The 26,182-nt window shown below is 69.2% G+C and carries 18 protein-coding genes and 1 tRNA gene; 6 read left to right on the top strand and 13 right to left on the bottom strand.

What is annotated here, in order from left to right:
* Positions 1-3: 3 nt before the first annotated feature.
* Genes ACZ5C2_RS17295 through ACZ5C2_RS17305 form a run of 3 tightly spaced genes read right to left on the bottom strand, consistent with a single transcriptional unit; the run spans position 4 to position 2,856 of the window.
* Positions 4-1,002 (bottom strand): D-2-hydroxyacid dehydrogenase, encoded by a 999-nt coding sequence (locus ACZ5C2_RS17295; RefSeq protein ID WP_450327744.1) that lies wholly within the window; start codon positions 1,000-1,002, stop codon positions 4-6.
* On the bottom strand, positions 999-2,309 hold the full coding sequence (locus ACZ5C2_RS17300) for a glycosyltransferase family 4 protein (protein ID WP_468791235.1): 1,311 nt from the start codon (positions 2,307-2,309) through the stop codon (positions 999-1,001). Before ACZ5C2_RS17300 ends, ACZ5C2_RS17295 begins: the two co-directional genes overlap by 4 nt.
* Positions 2,310-2,352: 43 nt before the next feature.
* Positions 2,353-2,856: an ATP-binding protein gene (locus ACZ5C2_RS17305; protein ID WP_468791237.1), complete on the bottom strand. Its 504-nt coding sequence runs from the start codon at positions 2,854-2,856 to the stop codon at positions 2,353-2,355.
* A gap of 225 nt (positions 2,857-3,081) precedes the next feature.
* Here ACZ5C2_RS17305 and ACZ5C2_RS17310 point away from each other — a divergent pair, with 225 nt between their 5' ends.
* The 4 genes from ACZ5C2_RS17310 to ACZ5C2_RS17325 all read left to right on the top strand — a co-directional run bounded on the left by ACZ5C2_RS17310 (position 3,082) and on the right by ACZ5C2_RS17325 (position 8,045).
* Positions 3,082-4,527 (top strand): carph-isopro domain-containing protein, encoded by a 1,446-nt coding sequence (locus ACZ5C2_RS17310; RefSeq protein WP_468791239.1) that lies wholly within the window; start codon positions 3,082-3,084, stop codon positions 4,525-4,527.
* Between the two features lie 10 nt (positions 4,528-4,537).
* Entirely contained in the window at positions 4,538-5,491 is a 954-nt protein-coding gene (locus ACZ5C2_RS17315) for an FAD-dependent oxidoreductase (RefSeq protein ID WP_468791241.1), read from the top strand.
* A gap of 303 nt (positions 5,492-5,794) precedes the next feature.
* Complete coding sequence (locus tag ACZ5C2_RS17320; RefSeq protein ID WP_468791543.1) at positions 5,795-7,123, top strand: outer membrane protein assembly factor BamB family protein; 1,329 nt, start codon at positions 5,795-5,797, stop codon at positions 7,121-7,123.
* Between the two features lie 172 nt (positions 7,124-7,295).
* Positions 7,296-8,045 carry a hypothetical protein gene (locus ACZ5C2_RS17325; RefSeq protein ID WP_468791243.1) on the top strand — a complete coding sequence of 250 codons (750 nt, stop codon included), beginning with the start codon at positions 7,296-7,298 and terminating at the stop codon, positions 8,043-8,045.
* A gap of 293 nt (positions 8,046-8,338) precedes the next feature.
* Here the strand turns inward: ACZ5C2_RS17325 and ACZ5C2_RS17330 are convergent, their stop codons facing one another.
* From ACZ5C2_RS17330 to ACZ5C2_RS17350, 5 genes are all read right to left on the bottom strand, one after another.
* Positions 8,339-10,051 carry a relaxase/mobilization nuclease domain-containing protein gene (locus tag ACZ5C2_RS17330; RefSeq protein WP_468791245.1) on the bottom strand — a complete coding sequence of 571 codons (1,713 nt, stop codon included), beginning with the start codon at positions 10,049-10,051 and terminating at the stop codon, positions 8,339-8,341.
* Positions 10,048-10,608, bottom strand: coding sequence for a MobC family plasmid mobilization relaxosome protein (locus ACZ5C2_RS17335; protein WP_468791247.1), 561 nt, complete (start codon positions 10,606-10,608; stop codon positions 10,048-10,050). Before ACZ5C2_RS17335 ends, ACZ5C2_RS17330 begins: the two co-directional genes overlap by 4 nt.
* A 323-nt stretch (positions 10,609-10,931) precedes the next feature.
* Positions 10,932-11,783, bottom strand: a complete 852-nt coding sequence (locus tag ACZ5C2_RS17340) for a DUF2637 domain-containing protein (RefSeq protein WP_468791249.1) — start codon at positions 11,781-11,783, stop codon at positions 10,932-10,934.
* A 448-nt stretch (positions 11,784-12,231) separates the two neighbouring features.
* A complete protein-coding gene (locus tag ACZ5C2_RS17345) occupies positions 12,232-13,533 on the bottom strand; it encodes a DUF3631 domain-containing protein (protein WP_386902765.1) in 1,302 nt (433 codons plus the stop codon).
* 233 nt (positions 13,534-13,766) lie between these two features.
* On the bottom strand, positions 13,767-13,997 hold the full coding sequence (locus ACZ5C2_RS17350; protein ID WP_030404206.1) for a hypothetical protein: 231 nt from the start codon (positions 13,995-13,997) through the stop codon (positions 13,767-13,769).
* 94 nt (positions 13,998-14,091) lie between these two features.
* Here ACZ5C2_RS17350 and ACZ5C2_RS17355 point away from each other — a divergent pair, with 94 nt between their 5' ends.
* Positions 14,092-14,793, top strand: a complete 702-nt coding sequence (locus ACZ5C2_RS17355) for a helix-turn-helix domain-containing protein (protein ID WP_468791251.1) — start codon at positions 14,092-14,094, stop codon at positions 14,791-14,793.
* A complete protein-coding gene (locus ACZ5C2_RS17360; RefSeq protein WP_468791253.1) occupies positions 14,790-16,442 on the top strand; it encodes a tyrosine-type recombinase/integrase in 1,653 nt (550 codons plus the stop codon). The genes ACZ5C2_RS17355 and ACZ5C2_RS17360 overlap by 4 nt, the downstream gene beginning before the upstream one ends.
* 124 nt (positions 16,443-16,566) lie before the next feature.
* On the opposite strand, the gene ACZ5C2_RS17365 is transcribed toward ACZ5C2_RS17360, so the two are convergent.
* From ACZ5C2_RS17365 to topA, 5 genes are all read right to left on the bottom strand, one after another.
* Positions 16,567-16,643 (bottom strand) — tRNA-Thr (locus tag ACZ5C2_RS17365).
* 117 nt (positions 16,644-16,760) lie between these two features.
* Entirely contained in the window at positions 16,761-18,350 is a 1,590-nt protein-coding gene (locus tag ACZ5C2_RS17370) for an alpha/beta hydrolase (protein ID WP_468791255.1), read from the bottom strand.
* A gap of 103 nt (positions 18,351-18,453) precedes the next feature.
* A complete protein-coding gene (locus ACZ5C2_RS17375) occupies positions 18,454-19,659 on the bottom strand; it encodes a DNA polymerase III subunit delta' (RefSeq protein WP_468791257.1) in 1,206 nt (401 codons plus the stop codon).
* A gap of 114 nt (positions 19,660-19,773) precedes the next feature.
* A complete protein-coding gene (gene tmk / locus ACZ5C2_RS17380; protein ID WP_468791259.1) occupies positions 19,774-22,998 on the bottom strand; it encodes a dTMP kinase in 3,225 nt (1,074 codons plus the stop codon).
* A gap of 136 nt (positions 22,999-23,134) precedes the next feature.
* Positions 23,135-25,984, bottom strand: coding sequence for a type I DNA topoisomerase (gene topA, locus ACZ5C2_RS17385; RefSeq protein ID WP_468791261.1), 2,850 nt, complete (start codon positions 25,982-25,984; stop codon positions 23,135-23,137).
* Positions 25,985-26,182 lie beyond the last annotated feature (198 nt).

A 26,182-nucleotide genomic window follows, 5' to 3' on the forward strand; every position in this document is an offset into this window, starting at 1 on the left:
TGGTCAGCCTCCTACGAGGGGAGAGCGAGCAGCGGGCACCTCGGCCAGGCCGTTGAGCGGCTGGTCGGTGAGGTAGCGGCGCAGGTTGACGGCGAAGAACGCGACCGCCTCGTCCATGTACGTGCGGCTGAGCGTGGAGCTCTTCGGCGTGAGGACGACCCGCGGGTGGAGACGCAGTGGATGGCGGACCGGCAGCGGTTTGGGGGCGAAGACGTCCAAGGCTGTGCCGCGAAGGTGGTCAGCGTTGAGAGCGGCCAGCAGAGCCGACTGGTCGACGGTCGTCGCACGGCCGAGATTGAGGAAGAGGGACTTCGGCTTGAACGCCGTGAAGAGGTCGTGGTCGAAGAAACGGTCAGTGGCCCGGGTGGCGGGCAGCAGATCGACCACCACGTCGGCGACGGCGACCGCCTGGTGCACTGCCGACGCGTGCATCCACGTGATCCCGCCCTCGACGGCCACCGGCGGCGTGCGCCGTACGCCGACGACGTCCATCCCAAAGGAGCGGGCTGCACGAGCGAGGTGCTCGCCGATGCTGCCACAGCCGACGATGGTCATCGTCGCCCCCGCCAGGTCGAAGAACTCCTCAGCCAGGTCGTCCTTCCACCAGGACCGGTTCCGCTGGACCCGCTGACTCATGAACAGGCCACGTGAGAATCCCAGGACCATCCCCATGGCGTGCTCCGCCATGGGCCTGCCGTGGAACCCGTACGAGCGGGTCAGAGCGACTCCGACGGAGTGGGCCTCGGCGACGGGCAGATGGTCGGTGCCGGCTGCCGGGGAGGCGATCCACCTCAGGTGAGGGGCGCCGAACAACCACGACGGCTTGAACGTCCAGCCGAAATAGACGTGCGCTTCGGCCAGCTGGTGCGGCACGGTCTCCTCGGTCGCCGTACGGAACTCGACTCCGGGGAAGGCGGCCGACAGCGCCCGCTCGTGCTCGGCGGACAGCCGCCAGAAGCAGTGCGGGGACTCCAGGCTGATCAACACGACCGGCCGGTTCATCGCGATCGTCCTTCCGCGCTTGACGCGGGCTCCAGGGCCCAAGGGGCGATGCGCCCGATGATGGAAGCGATGCTGGACTCGTAGTCGTGACGCGAGCGCACCAAGGCCGCCCCGGCGCTCCGGAGCCGGTCACGTTCCCTGGGCAGGACGGTCAAGGCGCGATGGAGCGCGGAGGCCAGAGACTTGGCGTCCCGTGGTGCGGCGGTGAAGCCGGTCTCGCCTTCGATGACCGTCTGGGCGAGTCCGCCGGCCGTGGTCGCCACCACTGGGCCGGCTCCGGCCGCGAACGCCTCCAGGGGGATGCGCCCGAAGGGCTCCTCGCGTGAGGGAACGATGACTGCGCGCAGGGCCGGGTTGTACAGCCATGCGCGGATCGCCGGGGTGAAGCGCGTGATCAGGGTCGCGTCCAGGCCGTATGCGTGGATGTGCGCCGCCAGGTCCTCCTGGTATGAGGTGGGGCGCTCGTGTTCGTCCGAGGTCACGGCCGCCAGGACCAAGTGCGGAGCGCGAACCCCACGCTGCTTGAGGAGGAGCAGCGCCTCCAGAAGGTCATCGAAGCCCTTCGACGGCACGGCGCGGCCCATGGCGAGAAGGAATCCGGCGCGGGCCTTGAAGGGCAGGGGCAGCACGATGGCCGGCCTGGCCAGCTCCTCCTGTATCAGCCCGTTCGGGATGCTCACGATGCTTCCTCGAGGGACGGCGTAGTTGACGAGGAGATGGCCCCGCATGTGGGAGGAGATGGCGCCGATGCGCCCGCCACGGATCGTTGCCGCCCGCAGGGCATCCCGCTCCCAGCGAACGCGGGACACATCCTTGGGCCGCGTCAGCGCCGTCGTGGAACGGGGAACGAGCAGCAGGTCCATGGTCGGCGACGTGTAGGGCGCCAGCCCGAGGAACGGGATGTCGAGGCCGATGAGGAGACACCGGTTCGCTCGCTCAGCGATGCGTACGGCCGCCTCGCCCGCCAAGTCGCACAGTTGTACGGAACCGTGGATCGACAACGGCGCCGCCTGGACCTCCGGGGTCGTGATGACGTCGGCCTCGGCCTGACGAAGCATCTGCTGGACCTCGTCGGCCCACCGCTGGTCGTGCGCTCCCGCTGTCTCCGGCACGTGCGGGGTGATGACGGAGAGGCGGCCCGGCGGCAGGAGGCGGGCGAGCGACGTAAGGAAGGCGCGGTTGCTGAATCCCGTGCCCGACGCTGCGCCGTAGAAGCCCTCGTGGAGGGCGACGATGATACGGGGCCGCCGGACCGCCTCCGGTACGGCCGTGGGCGGGGGCGGTGAAGTTGCATGGTGGATGCGCACCGGGTGGTGCCTCCTTCGAAGAGGGGAGTCGCAGGCGTGGGCATCAGGTGCCGGGGGTCGAGGGCCGGGCCTCGCGGGTGAGCCGACACCAGGCGCGGGTGCCGTGGGCGCCGGTCGTCAACGACCAGGCGTCGGCCAGGGCCTCGACGATGACCAGACCTCGTCCCGATTCGGCCTCCTCGCCCGGAGCCTGAGGGGAAGACGGCGCCCGTTGAGAGCAGCCGCCGTCGGTGACAGTGATCTCGACCTTCAGACCGCCAGTGGTCGGGTCTGTGCGATCGACGCACAGGATCAGAGGCGGGCTGCCCGAGGAGAACGCGTTCGTCGCGAGCTCCGACGTGATGAGGCGGGCGTCATCGAGGAGGGCCTCCTCGGCTCCGTGGAGCGCGACGGCCACAGCCTTCCGGGCGATTTCGGCCGCCTTCGGCCCGTACGGCAGATCTGTGATCAGCGTCGTCGCGCCGGCACCGTCGGTGTGCTCGGACGCCGGGCCGCAGGCCGGACGCTCGGTGTCGTGGTCCAACACACTGCCGAGACGGCTTCGCACGGTGCTCGTGCGGTATCTCAAGGCCCACCTCTTTCCGTCGGCACCGAGGGCGGCGCCTTCCGCCGGGATCCAAGAACACCGGAGGAGGGGGGTCGCGCAGGACCCGATCAACGGGTCAACTCGGTCAACTTCGTTGAGAAGCAGGTGAACCAGCGGCCCGAGGACGTCACCATGAGGGAGCGCGAGAAGTGATGGACGAACCACTGGGGCAAGAGGTGGTCGCACGTGGCACCGCAGGCAGGGGAACCCAACGCCGTACTGGCGGGGTGCCTCGATGAACTCGGGTGGAGCCCGAAGGCGCTCGCTCGCAAGCTCAACAGGGTCTTCGGAGCTGGGACGGTTGCTGAGTCGGCGCCTTACCACTGGCGGGACGCCGGCTCGCTGCCGCGCTCGCCGTTACCGATGATGGCCGCCTACGTGCTCTCCCAGGAACTGGGTAGACCTGTGTCGGTGGCCGAACTCTGGCAGGGCCGCGTGGGCGACTCCTCGACGCTCGTTCCGGCCGACACGGATCTCGCACGGCCCTGGACCGTGCAGGGCATGGAGGCGACCGTGGAGGATTGGGTGATGGGAGGGCTCGTCGACCGACGCCGGTTCCTCGCGATCTCGGGCGCGGGGCTCCTCGCGATCGTCGCCCAGTACCTCGACGGCACCGCGGGGCGCGGCCAGTACACGCATCGGATCACGCCGTCCGTGGGCGCCGATCCACTCGTGGACCAAGTCGAACAGCACCTGCCCATGCTTTCCGCACTCGATGACGAGCACGGTGGAGCACGGCATCTCCCCTATGTAGGCGCCCAGTTCCGTGCGGTCGGCCTTCTGATCCGCGAGGGCGGTCACGCTCCAGCCGTCGCGAGCCGTCTCATTCGCGCGCTCGCGGAGATCGGTCAGCTGGCCGGCTGGATGGCCTTCGACGCTGCCGATCACGGTCTGGCGCAGCGCTACTTCGCCACGGCGCTACGCGCGGCGCATCAGGTCAACGACCTGCCCCTGTGCGCCCACATCCTCGGCGACCTCTCGTTCCAGGCCGCGAGTCGGGGCCACCCGGCGGACGCCATCGCTCTCGGCGAGGCTGCTCGCCGCGCCAGCGACGCCGCACCGCCGGCCGTACGGGCATCCGTCCTGTCCCGGCTCGCGTACGCGTACGCCACCGCCGACCGTGACAACGACTTCGCCCACACCCGTGGGGCCGCACGCGAACTGATCACCAGCCGGGACGGCGGCCAGGAGGAACCCCGCTGGATGTACTTCCTCACCGACAACCACCTCGACTGCCAGGCCGGTTATGGCCTTGTCCAGATGGGCCGCGCCCAGCTGAAGGCGGATGGCGGTACGCGGGGACGACGTTTCCTCGCCCAGGGTGCGGAGATGCTCCGGTCCGGGGCGTACGACGTCCCGCGCGGCGACCCCAGCCAGCGCAGGGCCATGTTCGAAGGGGCCTGGCTGGCCCTGGGCTACAGCGCCCATGGTGATCTGGAGGCCGCCTGCGAGGTCGGCCAGATCGTCACCGACCGCCTCGACGTCGTGCGCTCGCCACGCAGCGTGGCCCTGCTCCACCAGCTCGCCGCAGACCTGCGCCGCCGACAGCGCAACGCCCACGTTCGCAGCTTCCTGCCGACCCTGGAGCACGCCCTCGCTCAACATGCCCCGTCGACACCACCCGGCCGTTAGGGTCAGGATCATGGCCGCAGGGGAGCATGTTGTCGTTGTCGGGGCTGGGGTGGCAGGGCTCACCACCGCCGTCCTTCTCGCCGAGGCCGGCGTCTCGGTACATGTCATCGCCGAGGAGGTTCCGGGCGTCACCTCGCTGGCGGCCGGGGCGATGTGGGGTCCGTACCTGGTCGAACCGAAGGACAAGGTCGACCGGTGGGGACACCGTTCGCTGGAGATCTTCCGTAGGCTGGCCGAGGATCCGGCCACGGGCGTCCGGCTCACCAGCGGCATCGAGGCATCCCGCACAGCCGAGGCACCACCGGACTGGGCCACCACCCTGCCCGGCTTCCGGCCGTGCGGCCTGGCAGAGCTGCCGGCCGGATTCTCGGCCGGCTACCGGTTCATCGTGCCGCTGATCGACATGCCCACCTACCTCAACTACCTCCTGCATCGGCTTGATGCCGCTGGTGGAACAGTCGAGCGGCGACGCCTGGCGTCACTCCCGGACGCCGGCCCGGCCACCGTGATCGTCAACTGCACGGGCCTCGGTGCCAAGGATCTACTCCCTGACCCTGACCTGCGGCCCATCCGCGGCCAGCACGTCGTCGTCACCAACCCAGGGTTGACCGAGTTCTTTTCCGAGGACACCGGCCTCTCACCGGACCTGCTGTGCTTCTACCCACACGGCGACACCGTCGTCCTGGGCGGCACGGCCATCGACGGTGAGGGTGGCCTAGCCCTCGACGACGAGGCGGCAGTCGGCATCCTCGCTCGCTGTACCGAGGTGGAACCCCGTCTTGCCGTAGCCCGAGTTCTGGATCACCGGATCGGTGCCCGGCCCACGCGGGCCACCGTCCGGGTGGAGGCTGACCGGCGGGAGGACGACTCTGTAGTCGTGCACAACTACGGGCACGGCGGCGCTGGCGTCACGCTGTCATGGGGTTGTGCCGAGGAAGTTCGTGGCCTGCTTGCGGGCAAGTGACGCAAGGTACTCCAAGACCCGTGTGTATCGCTGCCCTGGGACACTCCGAACTGGGCCACACCCTGGAGCCCCGGTGCTGATAGCGCCCAGGGGCATGGTCTCGCCGCGCACCGCGCACTTCGACCGGGTAGGGGTAGGAGGATCTCCTGACCTTTCGAGTTGGCCCCTCAACGCCAGTTGTCTTGCCCTAAAATCTTGGGCCGTTGAGTTGGTCACGGACGATCAAGTCCGGCGGCGGCTCATGTGCCGTGATTCTCCCGGAGGAGCGCAGGGATGGACGGTCAGCCCATGGCATCCAGTTACATGACGAGGCGGTCATTCGCAGTACGGGCCGTCTCGTTGGCCAGTGTTCTCGCCGGGGCTTCTGGCTGCTCAGGCGACAGAAAAGCAGATGGAAAGTATCGCTTCCTCCACCGCTGCCCTTCCTGGCCCCAGTCGAACCCGTCGTCTGGAACGCCAGTATGGCCCGTGCCATTCTCAGGCTTGATGGCCTCACTCCATTTGTCTGGTCCATGGCTGCTCGGGGCAGAGGGCAACCACACGGCGTGGCTGAGGGAAGCACGTAGCGGCCGTCTCAAATGGCGCAGCGCCCTGAGCAAGGACAACAGCTCAGCCCCGGGAGGCCAAGTGCACTACCCACAGGTGATCCCAGCCAAGGGGCAGATTCTGGTCGGAGGGGGCGAAGGGGACACGACCGGCGAGGTCGTAGCACTATGCGCTGCTGACGGAAAACGGATGTGGCGTCAACGAATCCCCGGGAACCAGGTAGTAGAAATTGCAAGATCGGGTGCGTTTGTACTGGCCGCTACACAGGGTCACGTATTTGGATTGTCAGCGACATCGGGCAAGATCCTTTGGCAAACCGAAGTTCCTCAAGCTCGCGGGTTTGTCTCACATGGCGGAACTGTCATCTGCGCCCATACGGGCGTAGAGCCGTTCGGGGCCGTGGGATTGGATCGTGAGACCGGAGAACTGATTTGGGATAGGAAGGTTGCTAGGGCAAGCAACCTGGAAGTCAAAGTGTCGGGTGACCTAGTTCATATGATCGGCGCTCGTAACGTAGAACAGCCTCAGGTCGACGGGACTATCTTGTTTGTTACGGCTCCGGGAGATGTAAGTACGATCTCCACAGCAAATAACCAGGTCCAATGGGAGCGCACAATGCCAATTCATGGCGATTGGATCGCGGGGGGAGGCTTACTCCACGTGCAGACCGAAGGCGAGATCGTCACTTTGCGGGGCGACACAGGAAAGACGGCCTGGTCCGTCCCGGTTGCAGAGCCGGAAAATAACACGCAAATGCTACTCCATGACGACTTCCTCATCGCCACACATCCCGTTAACACTGACGGCGACGCGCCCCTTTTCGCACTTGACCCCGAAACCGGCAAGGAACAGTGGCGGGTAGAAGTCGAGTTTCCGTCTGGAATGCTCCCTGGGCCTCCGGGACTTGTGCTGGCCAACACTGCGGGGCGCAACGTGTCGGCAGTTGACACCACAGGCGGAGAAATCATCTGGTCGTCGCCGCTGAAAGGTGCGGTCCGGATGCTAACCAGTGACCTGATTTACTGCCACGACGGAGAGGAGATCTCGGTGTACGACGTTTCTACCGGCGATCTATTTTTCGGCTGAAGTTTTTTCGATTTTCCGGATAAGAAGGGTGATGTCTGTGTCTCCGCAGCCGGGCGGGAATCCTCCTACACCACCGCCGCCTCCCCCGACGGGCGGGAATCCTCCTACACCGCCACCACCTCCGCCACCAGCGCCAGCGCCAGCGCCAGCGGATGGATGGCGCTCACCGGGCGTGATAATCGCATCGGTAGCTTTGGTATTCAGCATAATCGCATTGATCCCTGCGTGGAGCCAGGCCGTAAGCAGTGACAGCCAAGCACAGACCGGGGAAAGGGAAGCTGAACGCAGAGGGCTCCTGGAAGTTACTGCGGTAAGTGCCCGATTCACCAATAAGCTAAAGGGGGTTGAGACATCAGGGGACACAGAGAAGGAGGTGACTGGGCTCAGCGGCTCTGAGATTGATATTGCCGTCCGTAATCGAGGTAGCGGTTCGGCAGTCATCACAAAGGTGAGCGCGAATGTGTCAATCTCCGAAAGTCTCGAAACGTGCTCGGGCACGGGAGGGGAACTGGGCGTTGCCGCGCACTACTCCATCGAGATCCCCATTTCAACGAAGCCACCATTCACTAAATCGACTGACGAAGAGGTACGCTTCGATGTGAAGTCCGGCGAGAACGATCGATTCTCCATCACTGTTGGACCCGATGCAAAGGAGGCCGGCATGGCTCCTTGGATAGGAGTTGTGACGATTCAGCTGCACGATGCAGACGGCACTGACGTTAGTGTTGGCCCCCTCGCCCTCGTCAGCCCCGGCGGAGACAAGGATTTCTACCCCAGTGGCATGACTTGGAAGATCTCTCCCGATCGCGCAAGCTGCATGGACAGTAACGCCCGCAGAGTGCAGGAAGTGATGGAGATCCCCAGCCTCACGCCATCCAAGGAGTTTTCCGCACTACATCGAGCACTGCGCCCTTACCGATAGCGGTTGCCGCCGATCCCTTGGCCGGGAGCGGAGAGTCGTGTCCGCCAGCGATCAAGAAATGTGCGGCTGGCCATCAGAGCCAAGACACATCATTGTGTTAGCTGCTGTGACAGGACACCGCTGCTCCGATATTTGACCTCCCTAATAGCGGGAGGCGTAGTGACGTTCTGACACACGGCCGGCAGTAGAGCCATGTCAGCCGACTACCTCGCATATTTGGATGGCGGCAGCAGCCCACGCGTGACTGCCAGGGGGAAGTGCGCGTAACAGCCTTGGTGGCTGAGCCAGCTTCCTCACAGCCGTGGACGCTTGATGGGGCGGGCAGTCACCGGAGGCGTAGCGGACTGGGTCGATTCCAATCCCGGATCAGTCGCGGATACCCGCATGGTGGTACGTCGGCGGGCGGCTTCCGCTCGGGGGTTGGGAGCGGGGTTGAGGCTGGTGTGTTGGATGCGGGTGATCAGAACGCGGGCGGGTTGGCGGGCAGTGGTGAGTTCGCGTTGCCCGGCGGCTTCCTTGAGGAGCTGGTGGGGTTTGTGGCCGCCGGCTTCGGCGTCAGCGAGGACCGTGGCAAGGGCGGGCCAGGCGGGGTCTGTGAGGATGCGGTCGGCATGCTTGGGGATGGTGGCGCGGAGGTCGTGGACGAGGGTCCGGCGGGCCTGCTCGCTCGGTTGACGGGTGGTGAGACCTTCGAGAACGGGCGTGAGTGCCTGATCGGCTGCCGTCTGAAGGTGCTGGAGGGCCTGGCGGGCGGCTTCGGTCTGGTGCGCGTGGCTCTTCGCGTCGTGCCAGTGGGCGGCGAGGACCGTAGCCCAAACGAGGGCGGCGAGCAGGGTGGCCAGGACGCTTGCGTCGGGCCCGGTGGCGGTGTGGGCAATGTCGCGGGCGGCGGTGCGCAGGGTGTGGGCCGCCTGGTTCTCGGCGCGGATCTGGGAGCGCTGGGCGCGGGCGAAAGCTCGTGATGCGGCTCGGAGTTCGGCCTGGAGGTGGGTGGGGGCTTTCTGGGCGGTGGCTTCGATGAGTTCGCCGAGCGCGGTGATGCGGGCCTGGGCATGAGTGTCGTCGGCCATGTCGGTGTGGAGGGTGTCGAGGGCGTCGGTGGCCTGGTGCCAGGGGGTGGCCGGTTGGTCGCGGCGGGCGGTGGGGTGCTCCTCCGGCGCGGTGGTTTCGAGGCGGGCCCTGAGTTTGGGGAGCGTGAGGTCGGGGGCGATCTTTCCACCGGGGTGGAAGATCTGTTCACCGTCGTTGTTGAGGTCGCCAGGTCGGCCTACGGCGTAGCCGATAAGGTCTCCGGACGGTCCACGGCGGGGTTTGACCGCGATGCCGTCTGCTTCAAGGTACGCGAGGAGTTCCTCGGCGCTTCCGGCGTGGGGAATGGCAGCGCGGATGCGCTCCTGGAGCCAGTCGCGGCTGGTCTGCTCCCAGCCGAGCCGTTCGGCCTTGTGCTTCTCGGCTTGCGTGGGCCGGCGTCCGGCGGTTCGGTCGCCCATCTTCAGCTGGCGCAGACCGTAGTCCTTCTCGATCTGGCGGCAAGCGTCGCCGACGCGGACGCCGCTGTCGTGGAGCCTGGGGCGGCGGCCGTCTTCGCGGACGGTGGTGGCGAGAATGTGGATGTGGTCGTCGGCGTGGCGTACGGCGATCCAACGGCAGCCGAGGTCGTCTCCGGCGGGGGCGATGCCGGCGGCTTCGACGATCCGCTGGGCTATCTCGGCCCACTCGGTGTCCGAGAGGCAACTGTCTTCGGGGGCTGCGCGGACGGGGCAGTGCCAGACGTGGTCGGTGACCTTCTTGCCGAACTCGCTGTTCCGGAGCTGGACAGGCTCGTCAAGGTGGCGAGCGAGCTGGGTGAGGGTGGCGTCCTCGTCGCGGCCAGGGTCGGGCATGCCGAGCATGGCAAAGCTAGCGACGATGTGCGGGTCGGTGTGCTCGTCGTGGCGACCGGGGCCGTAGAGGTAGGCGAGTAGGCCACGGGTGTTGGACCCGGCCGGTTTGATGGCGGCGATCACGCGGCCTCGTCCTTCCTGGTGCCGTCGGGTTCACGCAGGGCCTCGGCGATCAGCTCCAGCAGGCGGTCCAGCTCGCCGAGACGGTGACGGATGTCGGGCGGAGTCAGGTCGCTGTTGAGGGCACGGGCGATCTGGTTGACGTTGACGCCGATGCGGTTGAGCTCGCGCAGCACCTGGGCACGGAACATATGGGTGCGGCGGCGGTCCTCGGACAGCGGCAGATTCGCCGTGAACCGGCCGCTGATGAAGGCGAGGACGATGTCGGCGGCGAAGCCGGACTCCCCTTTGTAGCCGTGCTCGGCGGCGGCCTCCTGGAGCCTGACGTGCTCGTCGCTGGTGAACCGCATCGGACCGACACGGAGGGCCCGCTTCGTGCCGCTGAAACGACGGATCGCCGGCTGAACGCTCTGCACGTCTCCCTCAACGGCCGCCGGGGTGGCTGCGGACTCGGGGCGGAGAATCTGCTGCTGGACAGCGTGCAGAGTGTCCGGATCGGGGCTGCCCTCGGCCCCGACCTCCTGGTCCGGCGCCCCCTGGCGCCGGGCCGTCTCCGCCACCCCCGGGGCGGAGACCCCCGAAGACCGGCCTTGAGTCGGACTCGGGGTACTACTGGCTCCGCCAGGGGCCGTCCGTCCGAACGCCCGCCGCAGACGTCCCAGCAGCGTTGGGGAGTGCCACGACACAGGTGTCTCAGCGTCGGTGTCTTCAGGCGGGTGCTCGCCGTGCGTCAAGGAAGCTGCTCCAGGTACGGCCGGCAGGCGGAGCGGAGATGCCTGCCCGGCAGGGTCGTCGTGCTGTCCACAGGGTGTGGAGATCGGCTGGGCGGATGGCCGTCTGCTCGGGCGACCGGAAGGGTTCCGGTCACCCGAGCAGGCGGCGGTCAGCGCTTGGAGACCTCGATCCCGGCGGCTTCTAGTTCCGGCCGAAGCAGTTCCATCACCTCGGTCTGCCGCTCACTGCCGATCGTCAGGTTCCGGTCCTTCACTGCCGCTCGGAGCAGGCCACGCGTGAGTTTGCCGTGCTGGCGACCGGCGACCCGGCCGATATCCGCCAGCTCCGCGATGGTCGCCTTCGCCGGACGGCCACCGCTCGGTTTGCCCTCCGAAACCTGTGCCGCAGGTTCCGTCCGATCACCGCCGGCGGCTCGTGAACCGGCAGGAGCGGCGTCTGGCAGGTGGCTGTGACTGAAGTCGCCGACCGCTTGCTCCGGCGTCTGTACGGAACCGGTGTTCGGAGAGTCGTCGGACGGTGCGACGAGCTGGTGGATCTGTCGCATGAGGACGCCGAAGGCGACCATCGCGGCGGCCGGAGGGACGGCGGCGACCACGTAGTCGAGGAACGGGACAGGGTGTGCGTTGCCCGTGCCGCTGACCCCGGCGACGTTCAGCGCTATGGAGCCGACCGATCCGACGGCGGTCACGGCGATCGCCCACGGGTCCGTGACACGGCGCAGTGCCGCGCGCAGCATGAGCAGTTCGCCCGCGACAATGAACGCGTCCAGGGTGGCGGGCCAGGCCCAGCGGCGAATGGGCGACGCTCCGAGCCCGTGCTGGCCGGCGACGTCAGCCAGGTGCGCGTAGGAGAGCCAGAACGCTCCGGCGGTCAGGGCGACGATGACGATGCCGGCCGCGCCGAGCGCGAACTGCTCGGCGTCAGCCTTCCTTTTCGGTCGCCCTTCGCTGGGGACGTCATCGTGCGGCTGTGGGGCTTGCGTGAGGGGCGGAGTGGTCAAGCGGAAGGCTCCTGGGGGTAGCGGTGTGGGGCGTCTTTGCCGTCTCGGCCGTTGCACGTGCAGGTCAGGGCGGGACGGCAGCTCTCCTGATGTGCCGTCCCGGCGGGTGCTGGCGTCTTGTCCCGAGTCGGGACAGGTGTGCGGCGTTCTTGTCCCGACTCGGGACAAGAACGCGGTGCCTTCGGGACGGGCCTTGCTTGGGTCGGTGTGTCCCCTGAAGGGACGGCTGCGCAGCACCGTCCGTCCCAGTAGGCAGGGCTGTGAGCTGCGGCGATACGGCATGGACGCCTGGGACGTGGCAAGACGGATTTCGGCGGCGTCTCCGGCGGGCATCACGCCTGGAAACGCCTGCGTTGCCGTCTTGCCCCTGGCTGACGTCTTGCCGGTGTGCTGTCTGACCTGCGAGATCACGGCAGGGACGGCAAGTACGGCAACCAGGAGCCGCGGATCAGCTCTCGCCGCGGCGGGCGTCGACTGGGTGGACGGCCGGACAGTACCGCCGCCACGCGTCGAGGAACTTGTGGCGCATGTAGCCCTTGCGCTGAGACCGGTCGGCCATGCGTACATTGCCGGGCCGGATGTCGTAATCGCGCAGCATCGCGCCGAGCTCGCGGGCGGTCAGGCCGTAGCGCCCTCGCTCTCCCCACGGGGCTTCGGCGTCCGCGTTCAGGTAGTGCAGAAGATCCTCGGTGGAGAGGCTGTCTGCCTCCCTCTGGGCGAAGAAGACCCGACGGATGTCGGCGAGGATGCGCGCCCCGCTGGGGTGGTCCTCTTCTGCCGCCACCTCGGCAGCGACCATCCGCGCGCAGGCGATCCGCGCCAGCCGGGGCCAGCGACCACCCGCCAGGTCAGCGACGATCACCAAGGGCTCCCACGTGTCGGCGGCGCGGTCTTCGACCGGCATGTCCGGCTCCAGGTTCGCGGCGTCTTCCAGCAGCGGCCTGGCCAGTGCGTGGATGCGGTCGCGCAGCTCGTGCAGGGCCGGAATGTCCCGGCGGGAGCGGAAGGGCTTGACCTTCTCACCCTCGGCCCGGCGCCGCATTCGGATGACCACCGACCGGTCCATGACCGTGTCCGGCAGGTCCCCGATTCCCGCGATGGCCGCCATCGCGAAGGTGGCGAACTTGTGTGGGGTGTGGTCGTTGCCGACGACCCGGGTGACGTACCGCCCGCGCTGATGGCCGGCGTTGAGCAGGCCGCGCGTCTCCTCGTTCTTCTCCGCGACCTTGGGGCCGAAGATGGTGTCGGCCTCGTCCACCAGCAACGTCGGCGGCTCGTCCTCGTGGATCGAGCGGAAGATGGCCGCCGGTGTGGTGTTAATGGTGAGCATGGGCTCGTGGACCGTCTCGGTCAGCACATCCAGCAACCGCGACTTGCCGCAGCGCTTCGCCGGCCCCACCACTGCCAGCCGCGGGGCGTGCTGCCACGCGGGCTGGAGATGTGTCGCTGCCACCCACAGAGTGATCGCGTCGAGTGCCTCAGAGGAGGGCGGGATCACGAACCGGGCTATCTGCGAGCGCAGCTCGTCCAGAGCCTTCGAGCCGACCGTCGGCTCCGCGTCGGGCATGGCCTCCAGGCCGATCGCCGGGTCCGCCTCGTTGGCGCTGTCATCGGCCGTACCGTCGCTCGGGTCCACCCTGCCGTCGGCCTGCGCGGGACTCAGGTGGGCTCCGGGCCGGCCGGGGATGGCTGTGGCGGGCCAAGCCGCTCGTACGGGGGCGGAATAGGACTCGGGGTTCTCGGGTTGCACTGGGCGGCTCCTCGTCTGGCGGTTTCGGGTTTGCACACCCCTGCCGCCGGGTCGGTTCTCACGGGATTGCTGGGGAGTCTCGGGGCCTCCGGCGTTGCACCGCCGGAGGCTCCCCCTCTTCTCGAAGGTCTCTCGGCACCGCGAGCGACCACGGACAGTACGTCCACGCCGTGCCACAGTCCAGCGTTTCTGTGTCAGCTCAGCGCAGAACCATCTGCTACGCGTCAGGCGCTTCACGCTGCCAGCCCCAGCAGAGCCAACAAGTCCGCGGTCACCACCCGGTAGGCGTTTCCGAGACGGAGCACCTTGCACGGGTACTGGCCGCGCTTGGCCAGCTCGTACCCCTTGCTCCGGCCCAGTCCCAGCGCCCGGTTTCCCGTCTCCAGGTCAACGGCTGCGGGGAGCTCAAGGAGCTCCTCGCGGCTCATCCCCTTCGCTCGGCCGGCCTCTTCGTTCTCGCGCATGCGTGCTCCATCCATGACTGAGCCCACGGCGAACGCGCCCATCGCGTCCGTCTCCAGGTCTTGGAATCAACGCTAAGCGAGCTACTGTGTCTAAATGACACAGCACCGTAGCGATCCTGGATCCAAGAAGGTCGACGACGAGGATGACGTCCCGGAGTGGGTGGATCAGGTAATGGCCACCGTGGCCGCCGAAGTCCGCAGACGACGGAAGGAACTGGGTTGGAGTGCACAGGACTTGGCCGACAAGTGCGAGGAGATCGGCCACCCGATCCCACGCAACGTCATCGCCAACATGGAGTCCGGACGCCGCTCCAACCTGCCCTTGGTCGACGTCATCGTCTTGGGCGAAGCGCTGAACACCTCGCCCATCTGCCTCATCTATCCCGTCGGCTACGTCGATGGTGTGCAGCGACTCCCGCTCCAGCACACCACCACTTCGCTGAACGCGCTGCGCTGGTTCACCGGCGAGGAGACCGATCTCGGCACGGATGACGACATGCTCCGCTACTTCCGTGCCCATCACGCTGCCGAGGAGCAGCTACGGAAGGCGCGCCACGAGGAGGACTACGCGCGCTACCACGCCGAGACCGCCCCGAACGCCGACCGTAAAGCCGAGGCCCTCCGCTCTCAGGCCCGTGCCGCCGAGACGGCCGACGACGCCGCCAGCCGCCTGCGCAGAATCCGCGCGTTCATCCGGGAAGAGGGCATCACGCCCCCATCCCTATGGCCCGACGTGGCCACCGCGATCGACTCATCCGGGAGCGATCCCGAGACCACCGAGGAGAATGATCTTTGAAGGGCTCCACCTACCGCCGCTGCTCCTGCCGCGACCCGAAGACCGGCAAGGAACTCGGCACCTCCTGCCCCAAGCGCAACAGCAGGAACCACTGCACCTACTCCGTACGCCAGGAGCTCTCGCCCCGCGAGGACGGCAGTCGACGCTCCTTCGCCCGTGGCGGGTACGGCAGCCTGAAGGCCGCCCAGGCCGACCTCGACCACGTGCGCGCCCTCCTCGGGCTGGCCGAGTCGGACGACCCCGAGCGCACCGAGCTCATCGCCGAGATGCTGGCCGAGGTCAGCCGCGAACGGTCGCCTCTGCCCGAGGTCGAGGAGACGAGGCGGCGTCTCAACTCCGGACAGGACCTCATCGGCAGCCTGACCGTGGCCGAGTGGCTCGACCGGTGGCTGGCCGACAAGCGCATACGCAAGTCCGGCCTCAACCGCTACGAGACCGACATCCGCGTGCACCTGAAGCCTCGCATCGGGAACCGCCGCCTGGACCGGCTCCGCGTGAGCCACCTCAGCGAGATGTTCACCGACATCCGCGATGCGAACGCCCAGATCCTGGAGGACAACGCCCAACGGCGCGCCGCACTCGACGAGCTGGCGACCATACCGTGGAAGGGCGGGGAGAATCGCGCCCTTCGGAAGGCGATGAAGACCGCGATCGATGAAATGCCGCCCTTCCGCCGCATCACCGGCCCCGCCACGCGCCAGCACGTCAAGGCCACCCTCCGCGCGGCCCTGAACGACGCGATCGGGCAGCAGATCATCACCTTCAACCCCGCCGCCCACGTCGAGATCGATCCGGTACGCAAGCCGAAGGCGCTCGTGTGGACGGACGAGCGAGTCGCCAAGTGGGAGCAGACGGGCGAGAAGCCGTCGCCGGTGATGGTCTGGACACCGCAGCAGACCGGAGCGTTCCTCGACTTTGTCGCCGAAGACCGGCTGTACGCGATGTGGCACCTGATCGCCTTCCGTGGCCTTCGCCGTGGCGAGGCGTGCGGGCAGCCGTGGTCGGAGACGAACCTCGACACGCACGCCCTGACCGTCTCGTCCCAACTCGTGCAGGACGGCTGGGAGGTCGAGGCGTCCGACCCCAAGACGGACAGCGGGTATCGCGTGGTCGCGCTCGACGACGACACCGTCGACGTCCTGAAGCGGCACCGTGAGCGGCAGGACGCGGACCGCAAGGAGTGGGGCACCGCCTGGGTCGAGACGGGGCACGTCTTCACCCAGGAGGACGGCTCCTGGCTCCACCCGGGCAAGGTGACCGATCTCTTCAAGCGTCTCGTCGCCGCATCCGGACTCCCGCCGATCCGTCTGCACGACCTCCGTCACGGCGCTGCCACCCTCATGCTCGCCGCCGACATCGACATCAAGATCGTGTCGGACACCCTCGGTCACAGTGATACCCGGATCACCCGGGACATCTACCAGAGCGTCCTGCCCCAGGTCGGCAGGAGCGCCGCCGAGGCGACCGCGAAGCTGGTCCCCCTTCAGCGGAAGGCCGAGGCCGAGAAGGCGGCACGCAAAGCCGCGAAGAAGGAGAAGAAGGCTGCGGCCAAGAACGCCGGCAAGGCGAAGGGCGGCAAGCCGAAGACCCAGGGGAACGCCCCGGCCAAGGGCGCCAAGAAGGCCAAGCGCGGCAAGTCCCAGAAGTAGGTCCCCGGCGGCTCCGCTCACGCATCGCTCACGCAGGCAAAGTCACGGCAACCCGGCCGTGGGACCCGTCATGCCCTGAGCAACAGAAAACCCCAGGTCACGTAGCCCGTGACCTGGGGATCAATGGAGCCGCCTTCGGGATTCGAACCCGAGACCTACGCATTACGAGTGCGTTGCTCTGGCCATCTGAGCTAAGGCGGCGTGCTGTGTGCACCATGGTGCGATCAGCGACGTCGGTAAGTCTACACAGTTTCCGAGGGTGCTTCGTACGGGCCCCGGAGGCGGGCCGGAAGGCTGCCTCCGGGGGTGGTCCACCGGCTATGAGCAGCGTTTTCCGTCCTTGGGCGGGGTGCCCTCGAGCAGGTAGGTGTTGATCGCGGCGTCGATGCAGGCGCTGCCGCGGCCGTAGGCGGTGTGGCCGTCACCCTCGTAGGTGAGGAGGCGGGCCGAGGAGAGCTGACCGGCCAGGGCCTCGGCCCAGCGGTAGGGGGTCGCCGGGTCCCGGGTGGTGCCGACCACGACGATCGGGGCGGCCCCCTTCGCCTCGATGCGCTGAGCCTCGCCGGTGGCCTGCACCGGCCAGTACGCGCAGTTCAGCGAGGCCCATGCGAGGCCCTCGCCGAAGACCGGCGACGCCTTCTCGAAGTCGGGGAGCGCCCGCCGCACTTCGTCCGGGGAGTCGAAGGCGGGCGGGAGGTCCAGGCAGTTCACGGCCGCGTTGGCGAACATCAGATTGCTGTACTCACCGTCGGCGTCGCGTTCGTAGTAGCTGTCGGCGAGAACGAGGAGTCCGGCGCCGTCGTTCTCGCGCATGGCCGCCGTCAGCGCCTCGCGCAGTTGCTGCCAGGCGCCCTCGTCGTACATGGCGGCGATCACGCCGATCGTCGCGAGCGACTCGGTGAGCCTGCGGCCGTCGGCGTCCCCGGTGGGGACGGGACGGGTGTCGAGCTCGTCGAAGAAGGCCTTCAGGTTCTTGCCCGCCTGCCCGGGGCTGGTGCCCGCGTCGCCGAGAGGACAGTCGCTCTGCCGGACGCAGTCCTCGGCGAAGGCGGTGAACGCCGTGTCGAAGCCCTCCGTCTGTTCGAGGTTGAGCCGCCGCGCGGGCAGCGAGGGGTCCATCGCGCCGTCCAGGACGAGACGGCCCACACGGTCCGGGAACAGTCCGGCGTACGTCGCCCCGAGGAACGTGCCGTACGAGGCGCCGACGTAGTTCAGCTTCTCGTCGCCCAGCGCGGCCCGCACGATGTCCATGTCCCGTGCCGCCTCGGCGGTGGACACGTGGCGCAGCAGTTTCGGCGCGTCCGCCCCGCAGCCCTCGGCGAACTTCTCGTACGACGCGACCAGGGTGTCGGTCTCCTTCGCGTCGTCCGGTGTGATGTCCGTCCGCGTGTACGCGTCCATCTCCGGTCCGTCCAGGCACTCGACGGGCTCACTGCGGGCGACGCCGCGCGGGTCCACGGCCACCATGTCGTAGCGGGCGCGCACATCGGCCGGGTAGCCGATTCCGGCGTAGGACTGGAGGTAGCCGATGGCCGAGCCGCCCGGGCCGCCGGGGTTGACCAGCAGTGAGCCCAGCCGCTTCCCCGGGCCCGTGGCCTTCTTGCGGGCGACGGCGAGGCGGACGTCACCGGTGGTCGGTTCGGCGTAGTCGAGCGGGGCCTTCAGTGTGGCGCACTGGAAGTCGGGGACGCCGCAGTCGCGCCAGGCCGGTTTCTGTTCGTAGTACCGCGTGAGCGCCGCGGGCGTGGAGCGGGGCAGGGGGGTGAGGGCTGCCGCCGCCTCCCCCTCGGCCGCCGAGCTCGCCGTACTCGTCGTACTCCCGGAGGAACAGCCCGAGATCAGCAGCGCGGCGGCGGCGAACAGGGCGGCTCCGGCACGGGGCCTGCGATGGGTGCGCCTTGTGTACATGCTGCGAGCGTAACCGTGTGCAACGGATTGAGTGCTCTGCGCGCACGCCGTGCCTCGTACGAGTTGCCGTGCCGACGCGACGGAGCGGTGGGACGGGCTCCCGTCAGCCCGATCTGAGGGCCATCGTCATCGCCTCCACCGCGAGCAGCGGGGCCACATTGCGGTCCAGTGCCTCGCCGCATGCCGCGACCGCCTCGATACGGCGGAGGGTGGACTCCGGGGAACTGCCGCGGGCCAGGCGCTCCAGCGCGTCCCCGGCGTCCGCGTTGGCGATGGCGGTGCGGGAGCCGAACTGGAGGGCGAGGACGTCGCGGTAGAAGCTGGTCAGGTCGGTCAGCGCGACGTCGAGGCTGTCGCGCTGGGTGCGCGTTCTGCGGCGCTTCTGCATGTCCTCGAGGTCCTTGACCACGCCCGCCGTGCCACGCGGCAGGCGTCCGCCCTGCGCCGCGCCGAGCGCCGCCTTCAGCTCCTCGGTCTCCTTGCCGTCCGTCTCCTCGGCGAGCTGCCTGGCGTCCTCGGCGGCGGCGTCGACGAGTTCCTGGGCGGCCCTCAGCGCACCGCCGATGTCCTCGACGCGCAGGGGCAGTTTCAGCACGGCGGCCCGGCGGGCGCGGGCGGCGGGGTCGGTGGCCAGGCGGCGGGCCCGGTCGACGTGGCCCTGGGTGGCGCGGGCGACGGCGGCGGCGACGTCCGGCTCGATGCCCTCACGCCGTACGAGCATGTCGGCGACGGCGGCCACCGACGGCGTACTCAGGTTGAGGTGGCGGCAGCGGGAGCGGATCGTCGGCAGGACGTCCTCGACGGAGGGCGCGCACAGCAGCCAGACCGTGCGGGGGGCGGGTTCCTCGACGGCCTTGAGGACGGCGTTGGCGGACTTCTCGTTCAGGCGCTCGGCGTCCTCGACGAGGATCACCTGCCAGCGGCCGTTCGCCGGGGCGGTGAAGGACTTGCGGACGGTGTCGCGCATGGCTTCGACGAGGATCTGGGCGCCAACGGCGGCGATCGAGCTGACGTCGGCGTGGGTGCCGACCAGCGCGGTGTGGCAGCCGTCGCAGAAGCCACAGCCGGGGACCCCGCCGAGAGCGCGGTCGGGACTGACGCACTGCAGCGCGGCGGCGAAGGCACGCGCCGCCTGGTTGCGTCCCGCGCCGGGCGGGCCGGTGAACAGCCAGGCGTGCGTCATCTTCGACGCCTCGGGCGGAGGCGCGTCGGCCGAGGCGGCGGTGACGAGCGCGTCGGCGTCGCGGGCGGCGGCAGCGAGCTGCTCGCTCACCCGCGCCTGCCCGACGAGGTCGTCCCACACGGTCATGGGTCAGCCTGCCCTTCCTTCGCGTCCGTCACGGCCTGCCTGCGGGTTGCCCGCACGATCCATTGTGCGGGCGGGCACTGACAACGGCCGTACCCGCCCGGGATCGGTGGCCGCTCAGCGCCGGCGTCCCCGGCCGCCCCGGCCGTCGTCGTCGCCGTGCTCCTCGTCGTGCGGGCCCAGCAGTTCGTCGGCCAGGCTCGGCAGGTCGTCCAGCGGGGTCTCCTCGGCCCAGTCGGAGCGCTTGCGGCGTCGGCGCGGGGCGCGCTCGGGGTCGACCTGCGGCAGCTCGCGCGTACGGTCCGCCGGGCCGTCGGAGCCATCGGATCCGCTCTCCGGGCGTTCGTCCCGGGAGGAGCCGGGCCGGACCCGGTCCGCGGGCCCCTGCTCGTCGCCGCGCACCGGAGGCAGCACCGCGGTCTCGTCCGCGGCGCCCGGGGGTACGGCAGGCAGCACCGCCGTCTCGTCCGTGGCGCCCGGCGGAACCTGTGGCTTCGGAAGCTCGGTCGTCACCTCGGCGTCGGACACCCCGGAACGGCCGGACCGCTGCCCGGCGTCCTCGTCCGGCACCCGCGGCAGCACGGCCGTCTCGTCCACCGGGCCACCCGACGCGTTCGTCGGCGTCACCATCGGCGTCGGTACGGTCACCGCTTCACCGGCCCGCGGCCCGGACGTCTCAGGGCCGGAGGACCGCGAGGCACCGGGGCCCCGCGTCGCCTTCGGGCCCGCCTCCGCCGCGGCCGCCGCCTGCTCGGCCAACCGCCGGGCCTCCTCCGCGCGCAGCAGCGCCTCCTCGGCCTTGCGCTGCTTCTCCAGGCGCAGTGCCTCGGCCTCGGCACGCAGCCGCTCCTCTTCCTCGGCCTGCCTGCGGCGGCGCTCCTCCTCGGCCTTGCGGCGGGCCTCCTCCTCGGCGCGCGCCTTCTCCTCGGCGAGCAGCCGCTGCCGCTCCTCCTCGGCACGCCGGCGTGCTTCCTCGGCGCGCCGCTGCGCCTCCTCCGCCTGCCGTTCGGCCTCGCGCCGCTGCGCCTCCTCCAGCTCGCGCTGCTTGCGCTCCTCCTCCTCGGCGCGCAGCCGCGCCAGCTGCTCCTGGCGCTCACGCTCCAGGCGCTCCTCCTCGGCCTTGCGGGCCGCTTCCTCCTCCGCCTTGCGGCGGGCCTCCTCCTCGGCCTTGCGACGGGCTTCCTCGCGGGCCCGGATCTCGGCCTCGGACAGCGGCAGCACCTGGTCGAGCCGGTGCCGGATCACCGTGGTGACCGACTCCGGTTCCTGACCGGCGTCGACCACCAGGTAGCGGCCGGGGTCGGCGGCGGCGAGCGTGAGGAAACCGGACCGCACGCGCGCGTGGAACTCGGCGGGCTCCGACTCCAGCCGGTCCGGCGCCTCGGTGAAGCGTTCCCGCGCGGCCTCCGGCGCCACGTCCAGAAGCACCGTCAGGTGCGGGACCAGGCCGGCGGTCGCCCAGCGGTTGATGCGGGCGATCTCCGTCGGCGACAGATCGCGTCCGGCGCCCTGGTAGGCGACGGAGGAGTCGATGTACCGGTCGGAGATGACGACCGCGCCGCGCTCCAGGGCGGGCCGTACGACGGTGTCGATGTGCTCCGCGCGGTCGGCGGCGTACAGCAGTGCCTCCGCGCGGTGCGAGAGACCGGCGCTGGAGACGTCCAGCAGGATCGACCGCAGTCGCTTGCCGACGGGGGTCGCGCCGGGTTCACGGGTGAGGACCACCTCGTGGCCCTTGGCCCGGACCCAGTCGGCGAGGGCCTCGGCCTGGGTGGACTTGCCGGCCCCGTCGCCGCCCTCCAGCGCGATGAAGAAGCCGGCGGTGGCGGGCGTCTGCTCGGGGTCGTCGCCGCCGAGCAGCGCGTCGCGCAGGTCCTGACGGAGCGGCACCCCGGAACGGTCGTCGGCCTTGGCGAGTACCAGCGCGGCCAGCGGCAGCAGCAGCGCGCCGACCAGCATCAGCGTGAACGCGGCACCGCCGTGCGCGAAGACGAACCGGCCGTTCTCCAGCCGGTGCGGTCCGACGGCCGCGGCGACGAGCGGGGCGGTCACCGCGCCGAGCGCCACCAGGACCCGTACCACCGCGTGCAGATGCTCGGTCGTGCGGACCCTGCGCCGGTCCTCGGCCTCCTGATCGAGCAGGGTGTGCCCGGTGTTGGCGGCGATGCCCGCACCGGTGCCGGCCAGCCCCATGATCAGCAGCACGCTGGTCACGTCCGGCACGAGCCCGGCGGCCAGCAGTGCGACACCGGTGGAGGCGAGGGCGAGCGCGAGCAGCCGGCGCCGCGACAGGGCCGGGAGCAGGGCGGGTGCCGTACGGATCCCGATGACGACACCGCCGGTCAGCGCGCCCACCAGCAGGCCGAAGAGCACGGGGCCGCCGCCGAGGTCCTTGGCGTGCAGCACCGACACGGCGACGGCGGCCGACACCGCGGCGGCGACGGACGCGGACGCGAGTACCAGCAGCGGCATCGCACCGGTGCGGCCCTTGTCGGAGCCGCCGGCGCTCTTCGGACGCCGCAGACCCTCCAGCGGCGACCGCGCGCGCGGGGTGCGCGTGCCGGGCAGTTCCAGGAAGGTGACGACGGACAGCGAGGCGGCGAACAGACCGGCCGCGACATACGAGGCGAGGGCGGCCTGGTGTTCGCCGAACCACTCGATGCCCGTGCCCAGCAGGTTGTTGAGGAGGGCCGCGAGGACGAGCGCGACGCCCGCGAGCGGTATCGCCACGAAACTCGTACGCAGCGACAGGCGCCGCAGTGCCTCCATGTGGTCGGGCAGCGGCCGGACGGTCGCGCCCTCCGGTGGCGGGGCGGGCAGCAGGGCGGGCGCGGCGCTCTCGCGGCACACCGTCCAGAAGCGCTCGGCGACTCCGGTCACGAAGACGGTGACGAGCAGAACCGCCGGCGCGTTCTCGGATGTCCAGTCGATCCACAGGGGCGCCACGATGAGCAGAGCGGCCCGCAGGCCGTCGGCGCCGACCATGGTCCAGCGGCGGTCCAGCGGCCCGTCCTGCGAGGTGAGCGAGGTGAGCGGGCCGAGAAGTACGGCGCCGAACAGCAGCGTCGCGAGGATGCGCACCCCGAAAACGGTCGCCACTGCGAATGCCGCACCCCGGTAGCCACCACCGAACGACTGTTCGGCGACGGCCGCCTGAAGAGTCAGGAGGATCAGCACCAGAAGGGCGAGGACATCACCGACCCCACCCACCAGTTGCGCGCTCCACAGCCGTTTCAGCTGAGGTCGGCGCAGCAGGGCGCGGACGGCACGCTCGCGTGAGTCCGCGACCAGGGCGTCGTCGGGGGCCGGTTGAGGGGCCGTTGGCTGCTCGGCTCGCGTCATGCGTTCAGCCTATCGGCCCACGCCGACAGCCCGGCACGACGCGCCTGACATGCACACACCCCGACACCAAAGTGTTGCCGAGGCGTTCGCATTCCGAACGCCGGGCGAAGATCGCCCGGCGGTGCCGGAGAAGAGGTCAGTCCTCCGCGCCGTTCGACGCGGTCGCCTTCCTTGCGGCTGTCTTCTTCGCCGTCGTCTTCTTCGCGGTCGTGGTCTTCGCCGCGGTCTTCTTGGCGGCCGTCGCCTTCTTGGCCGGTGCCTTCTTGGCCGCGGTCTTCTTGACGGCCTTCTTCGCGGTCTTCTTGGCAGGCCCCTTCGCCCGCTTCTCGGCGAGCAGCTCGAAACCGCGCTCCGGGGTGATCTCCTCGACGCTGTCGCCGGAGCGCAGCGTCGCGTTGGTCTCCCCGTCGGTGACGTACGGTCCGAAGCGGCCGTCCTTCACCACGACCGGCTTCTCGCTGACCGGGTCGGTGCCCAGCTCCTTCAGCGGCGGCTTGGCCGCCGCCCGGCCACGCTGCTTGGGCTGCGCGTAGATCGCCAGCGCCTCCTCCAGCGTGATCGTGAACAGCTGCTCCTCGGCCTGCAGCGACCGCGAGTCGGTGCCCTTCTTCAGATACGGCCCGTAACGGCCGTTCTGGGCGGTGATCTCCTGGCCCTCGGCGTCCTCGCCGACCACCCGCGGCAGCGACATCAGCTTCAGCGCCTCGTCGAGGGTCACCGTGTCCAGGGACATCGTCTTGAAGAGGGAGGCGGTGCGCGGCTTGACCGCGTTCTTGCCGGTCCTCGGCGTGCCCTCGGGCAGGATCTCCGTGACGTACGGACCGTAGCGGCCGTCCTTGGCGACGATCGCGTGCCCGGTCGCCGGGTCGGTGCCCAGCTCGAAGTCGCCGCTCGGCTTGGCGAGCAGTTCCTCGGCGAGCTCGACGGTCAGCTCGTCGGGTGCCATGTCGTCCGGGATGTCCGCGCGCTGGTGCTCCTCGGTGTCCTTCTCTCCGCGCTCGACGTACGGGCCGTAGCGCCCGACCCGCAGCACGATGCCGTCACCCACGGGGAACGACGACACCTCGCGCGCGTCGATCGCGCCCAGGTCGGTCACCAGTTCCTTGAGACCGCCGAGGTGGTCCCCGTCGCCGTTGCCCGCCTCGGCGGCGCCGCCGTTGTCCCCCGCGGCGAAGCCGCTGTCGGGCACGGTTTCGCCGAAGTAGAACCGCTTCAGCCACGGCACGGCACGCGCCTCACCCCGCGCGATGCGGTCGAGGTCGTCCTCCATCCGGGCCGTGAAGTCGTAGTCGACGAGCCGGCCGAAGTGCTTCTCCAGCAGGTTGACCACGGCGAAGGAGAGGAAGGACGGCACCAGGGCCGTGCCCTTCTTGAAGACATAGCCGCGGTCGAGGATCGTGCCGATGATCGACGCGTACGTCGACGGGCGGCCGATCTCGCGCTCTTCCAGCTCCTTGACCAGCGACGCCTCGGTGTAACGGGCCGGGGGCTTGGTGGCATGCCCGTCGACCGTGATCTCCTCGGCGGTCAGGGCGTCGCCCTCACCGACCTGCGGCAGTCGGCGCTCACGGTCGTCGAGTTCGGCGTTCGGGTCGTCCGCGCCCTCGACGTACGCCTTCAGGAACCCGTGGAACGTGATCGTCTTGCCGGACGCGCTGAACTCGACGTCCCGGCCGTCGGCCGCCGTGCCGCCGATCTTCACAGTGACGGAGTTGCCGGTGGCGTCCTTCATCTGCGAGGCGACGGTCCGCTTCCAGATCAGCTCGTACAGCTTGAACTGATCGCCGGTCAGCCCGGCCTCGGCGGGCGTACGGAAGCGGTCCCCCGAAGGACGGATCGCCTCGTGCGCCTCCTGCGCGTTCTTGACCTTGCCCGCGTAGGTGCGCGGCTGCGGGGGCAGGTAGTCGGCGCCGTACAGCTGCGTGACCTGGGCACGGGCGGCGGCGATCGCCGTCTCGCTCAGGGTCGTCGAGTCCGTACGCATGTAGGTGATGTAGCCGTTCTCGTACAGCTTCTGCGCGATCTGCATGGTGGCCTTCGCACCGAAGCCGAGCTTGCGGCTCGCCTCCTGCTGCAGCGTCGTCGTACGGAACGGGGCGTACGGCGAGCGGCGGTACGGCTTGGACTCGACGGAACGCACGGCGAACCGCGTGTTCTCCACAGCGGCGGCGAGCGCGCGGGCGTTCGCCTCGTCGAGGTGGAGGGTGTTCGCGCTCTTCAGTTGTCCCAGGGAGTCGAAGTCACGGCCCTGCGCGACCCGCCGCCCGTCGACGGTCTGCAGCCGGGCGACCAGCGACGAAGGGTCCGACTGGTCACCCGCGCGGCCGGTCGCGAAGGTGCCCGTCAGGTCCCAGTACTCGGCGGAACGGAAAGCCATGCGATCGCGTTCCCGCTCCACCACGAGCCGGGTGGCGACGGACTGGACACGGCCGGCGGACAGCCGGGGCATGACCTTCTTCCACAGGACCGGCGAGACCTCGTAACCGTAGAGACGGTCGAGGATGCGGCGGGTCTCCTGGGCGTCGACCAGCTTCTGGTTGAGCTCGCGCGGGTTGGCCACGGCCGCGCGGATCGCGTCCTTGGTGATCTCATGGAAGACCATCCGCTTGACCGGGATCTTCGGCTTGAGCACTTCCTGCAGGTGCCAGGCGATGGCCTCGCCCTCGCGGTCCTCATCGGTGGCGAGGAAGAGTTCGTCGGACTCCTTCAGCAGGTCCTTGAGCTTCTTGACCTGGGCACGCTTGTCCGCGTTGACCACATAGATCGGCTGGAAGTCGTGGTCGACGTCCACACCGAGGCGGCGGACTTCGCCGGTGTACTTCTCGGGCACCTCCGCGGCGCCGTTGGGAAGGTCACGAATGTGCCCGACGCTCGCCTCGACGATGTAGCCAGGGCCGAGATAACCCTTGATCGTCTTCGCCTTGGCAGGCGACTCGACGATAACGAGTCGGCGGCCGCCGTTCGCGGTCTCGCTGGTCGGGGACAACTTCGCTCTTCTCTCCGGTCGACGCTGGGGCCTCCCCAGGCGGTCTCCCCGGGGTCGGGTCATGGTGACGCTGCGGAGTGTGACGGTACATCCCGCCCCCGTGTCAAACGGGAAAAGCCCGCAACGGCCACTCGAACGGTAACCCGACTACCGCCGTTCCTGCCGCCCGGAGTGTCCAGACCGCGCCCGTACTCATGC

This window comes from Streptomyces sp. NPDC031365, assembly GCF_055569765.1.

Coding starts and splice junctions, on each gene's coding strand:
- ACZ5C2_RS17295 (WP_450327744.1), bottom strand. CDS start 1,002: ATGAACCGGCCGGTCGTGTTGATCAGCCTGGAGTCCCCGCACTGCTTC.
- ACZ5C2_RS17315 (WP_468791241.1), top strand. CDS start 4,538: ATGGCCGCAGGGGAGCATGTTGTCGTTGTCGGGGCTGGGGTGGCAGGG.
- ACZ5C2_RS17320 (WP_468791543.1), top strand. CDS start 5,795: ATGACGAGGCGGTCATTCGCAGTACGGGCCGTCTCGTTGGCCAGTGTT.
- ACZ5C2_RS17350 (WP_030404206.1), bottom strand. CDS start 13,997: ATGCGCGAGAACGAAGAGGCCGGCCGAGCGAAGGGGATGAGCCGCGAG.
- ACZ5C2_RS17355 (WP_468791251.1), top strand. CDS start 14,092: ATGACACAGCACCGTAGCGATCCTGGATCCAAGAAGGTCGACGACGAG.
- ACZ5C2_RS17370 (WP_468791255.1), bottom strand. CDS start 18,350: ATGTACACAAGGCGCACCCATCGCAGGCCCCGTGCCGGAGCCGCCCTG.
- ACZ5C2_RS17375 (WP_468791257.1), bottom strand. CDS start 19,659: ATGACCGTGTGGGACGACCTCGTCGGGCAGGCGCGGGTGAGCGAGCAG.
- tmk (WP_468791259.1), bottom strand. CDS start 22,998: ATGACGCGAGCCGAGCAGCCAACGGCCCCTCAACCGGCCCCCGACGAC.